Here is a 3,300-nt window from a genome sequence, read left to right as displayed (position 1 = left end):
AAAATGGCAAAAACCTCGAGAGCTACTGAAAAAATAGTTAATTATGAAGTTAATAGAGATGCGCTAGAAGTAATTCAAGATTTAAAAAGTAAAAACTATCAAATCATTTCATTAGAAATAACGAATTCAAGTCAAGCAGTTCACAATGTTCAATTTTCAACAAATAAACCAATCGCATTAATTATTGGGGATGAGAATTTTGGTGTTTCAGAACATATTTTGAATCTCTCTGATGCCATCATTCATATTGAAATGTTTGGACAGAATAGCAGTATGAATGTAGTACAAGCCACTAATATTGCATTATATGAATTAACTAAACAGCTTTTATAAACAAGTTTCCTATATTTACTATATGAATTCTAACGCCATCTCTAACGGTATTTTAAAAGCAATTGGTGTCATATTAGGCATTGCTTTATTGCTTTTCTTTTTATACCAAATTCAATCTGTAATTGGCTATATAGCCATTGCTTCAGTAATTTCATTAATTGGCAGACCTATTGTTTTGTTTTTAGAACGCAAATTAAAATTTAAAAACACCATTGCAGTTATTGTGTCCATGGTATTACTATTAGGAATTTTTGTTGGTTTAGTGGGGCTATTCATTCCTTTAGTAATAAAACAAGGACAAAATTTATCATTGTTAAACATTGAAGAGCTTCAAAAAAATATTGAAAATCTATATAGCGAAATTATAACTTACTTTGATTTGCATCAAATAGATGTAGAGCAATCTTTAAAAGAATCTAATTTACTCTCAAAAATTGATTTTGCATTAATCCCATATTTTTTAAACTCGGTAATTAGTGGTTTAGGCAGCTTTAGTATTGGATTATTTTCGGTATTATTTATATCATTTTTCTTTTTAAAAGATAGCAGATTATTTGAAAATGGTATTTTAACATTTATCCCAGATAACAAAGAACCTCGTTGGAAAACCTCTTCTACAGAAATTAAAGATTTGCTTTCTAGATACTTTGTGGGTCTTATATTTCAAATACTCATTATATTCATTATTTATACCATTGGTTTACTCATTATTGGTGTTGAAAATGCCATAGTAATAGCATTTTTATGTGCACTTTTAAACTTAATCCCATACGTTGGTCCATTAGTTGGAGCATTTTTAATGCTAACATTAACTATGACGAGTAATCTTGGAGAATCATTTAGCCTTGTTATTTTACCTAAAACATTTTGGGTTTTTATAGTGTTTATGATTGGCCAATTAATTGACAATTTTGGAAGCCAGCCAATCATATTCTCAAAAAGTGTTAAATCACATCCTCTCGAGATTTTCTTAGTTATTCTGACTACAGGTATTTTATTTGGTGTTATTGGATTAATAATAGCTGTGCCTGCTTATACCGCTATAAAAGTTATTCTAAAAGCATTTTTATCTGAAAATAAGATTGTAAAAAAACTCACTAAAGGCCTTTAAGTTTTATTTTGAATAAAGCTCTATTAAATACTGAAATACAAAAATTTATAAATTTAAATTTAGATTCTAATATTAGCACTTTATTGCTTAAAGGAACATCATTTTCAGAAGTTGAAACTAAAACAATCATTGAGCAAATTGAAGCTAAAAAAAGAAGTAAAACGAAACTATCTACTTGGTTTTCTGCTAAAAATGTTTACTACCCAAATAAACTAAATATTGAACAAACATCATCTGAGATTACAGCAAAATATAAATCTGGATTATTAGAAGGTCATTCTATTATTGATTTAACAGGCGGTTTTGGAGTTGATTCATTTTACTTTTCTAAGCAGTTTAAAACAGTTAAGCATTGCGAGATAAATGAAAGACTTTCAGAAATTGTTAAGCATAATTTTGATCAATTAGCTGTTAAAAATATTGAAACTATTCAAACGGATGGCATTGAATATTTAAAAAACTCATCTCAATCATATGATTGGATATATATTGACCCTTCACGGCGGCACGATAGTAAAGGCAAAGTCTTCTTTTTAAACGATTGTCTGCCTAATGTCCCTGAACACCTAGAATTACTTTTTAGTCATTCTAAAAGCATCATGATTAAAACATCCCCTTTATTAGATTTTACTGTCGGGACTAATGAATTAAAACATGTGAAAACAATTCATGTTGTTGCGGTAAATAATGAAGTAAAAGAATTACTGTGGGTTTTAGAAGCTAATTTTGATAATGCTATTTCCATTGAAACCATAAATATTAAAAAGAAAACCCATGAGTTTTTTAAGTTTAATTTAGAAAAAGAAAAACAGACTGAACCAACATACAGCTTACCGCTCACCTATTTGTACGAGCCTAATGCTGCTATTTTAAAAGCTGGTGCTTTTAACCTAATTTCAACGCAATTGATGGTTTCTAAGTTGCATAAACATGCGCACTTATATACATCAAACAATAAAATAGAATTCCCTGGAAGAGTCTTTAAAATTAATTCAATTTTACCCTTCAATAAAAAGACTTTAAAAAAACTAGATATTACTAAAGCCAACATTACAACACGTAATTTCCCAGAAAGCGTTCTTCAATTACGCAAAAAGCTGAATATTAAAGATGGTGGTGACTTGTATTTATTTTTTACCACAGATTTAAACGATACCAAAATAATGATAGTCTGTACAAGGATATAAAACCTAATTAATGACACTTCAAGAATTATCAGGAGAATACACTATAGTAGGCAGTAATCAAGATGCAGAAACACATACGTATAAAGGTACACTTACCTTATCTATTGAGGATACCAATAGAATAAGAGCCAGATGGCTTATTAATGATAACCAAAAGCAATCTGGATATGGTTTTTTTAAAGATGATATTCTTGTTATTAATTTTAATTACAAGAATGACGATAATAACGTGTATAAAGGCGTCGTAGTCTATAAATGTATTACCAAAGACATTCTAGATGGCTTTTGGTCTGAAAAACACGGAAATCCTTTGTTTTTGGGTCAAGAGCGTTGTTATAGAAAGGGTACTAAAAAAGAATTGGTTGATTAAAAAAAGTATGAGTTATATGGCTAACTTCCAAATTAAATCTAACAAAAAAGCCTCAATATTTTCATATTGAAGCTTTTCGTGAGCCCTGCAGGATTCGAACCTGCGACCGCCTCCTTAGAAGGGAGGTGCTCTATCCAGCTGAGCTAAGAGCCCTCATGGAAAACATTTTTGTTTTCCGGTTGCAAATATAAAATTAACTATATATCTAACCAAAGGAAATGCTTATAATTTTATGCAAAATAAATATAAATAGAAACTACTATTAAAACTACAATTGCTCCAGCAGTTTTAGTGTGTTT

At 29.4% G+C, this 3,300-nt stretch carries 4 protein-coding genes and 1 tRNA gene; 4 read left to right on the top strand and 1 reads right to left on the bottom strand.

Features of this window, described 5'->3' with window-relative positions; translation table 11 throughout:
* From QZ260_RS12800 to QZ260_RS12785, 4 genes are all read left to right on the top strand, one after another.
* A partial coding sequence (locus QZ260_RS12800) for a TrmH family RNA methyltransferase (protein WP_295986892.1) occupies window positions 1-333 on the top strand: 333 nt, incomplete at its 5' end.
* Window positions 334-355: 22 nt separating this feature from the next.
* A complete protein-coding gene (locus tag QZ260_RS12795) occupies window positions 356-1,444 on the top strand; it encodes an AI-2E family transporter (RefSeq protein ID WP_295986889.1) in 1,089 nt (362 codons plus the stop codon).
* 8 nt (window positions 1,445-1,452) lie between these two features.
* Window positions 1,453-2,631: a class I SAM-dependent methyltransferase gene (locus QZ260_RS12790; RefSeq protein WP_295986887.1), complete on the top strand. Its 1,179-nt coding sequence runs from the start codon at window positions 1,453-1,455 to the stop codon at window positions 2,629-2,631.
* A 10-nt stretch (window positions 2,632-2,641) separates the two neighbouring features.
* On the top strand, window positions 2,642-3,001 hold the full coding sequence (locus tag QZ260_RS12785) for a hypothetical protein (protein ID WP_295986884.1): 360 nt from the start codon (window positions 2,642-2,644) through the stop codon (window positions 2,999-3,001).
* Window positions 3,002-3,080: 79 nt separating this feature from the next.
* Here the strand turns inward: QZ260_RS12785 and QZ260_RS12780 are convergent.
* Window positions 3,081-3,154: transfer RNA gene (locus QZ260_RS12780), tRNA-Arg, on the bottom strand.
* Window positions 3,155-3,300 lie beyond the last annotated feature (146 nt).

It is taken from the genome of uncultured Algibacter sp. (assembly GCF_905480415.1).
GTDB lineage: Bacteria > Bacteroidota > Bacteroidia > Flavobacteriales > Flavobacteriaceae > Algibacter_B.
Note: the sequence above shows the minus strand (reverse complement) of the source record. Positions and strands in the feature narration are given on the sequence as shown.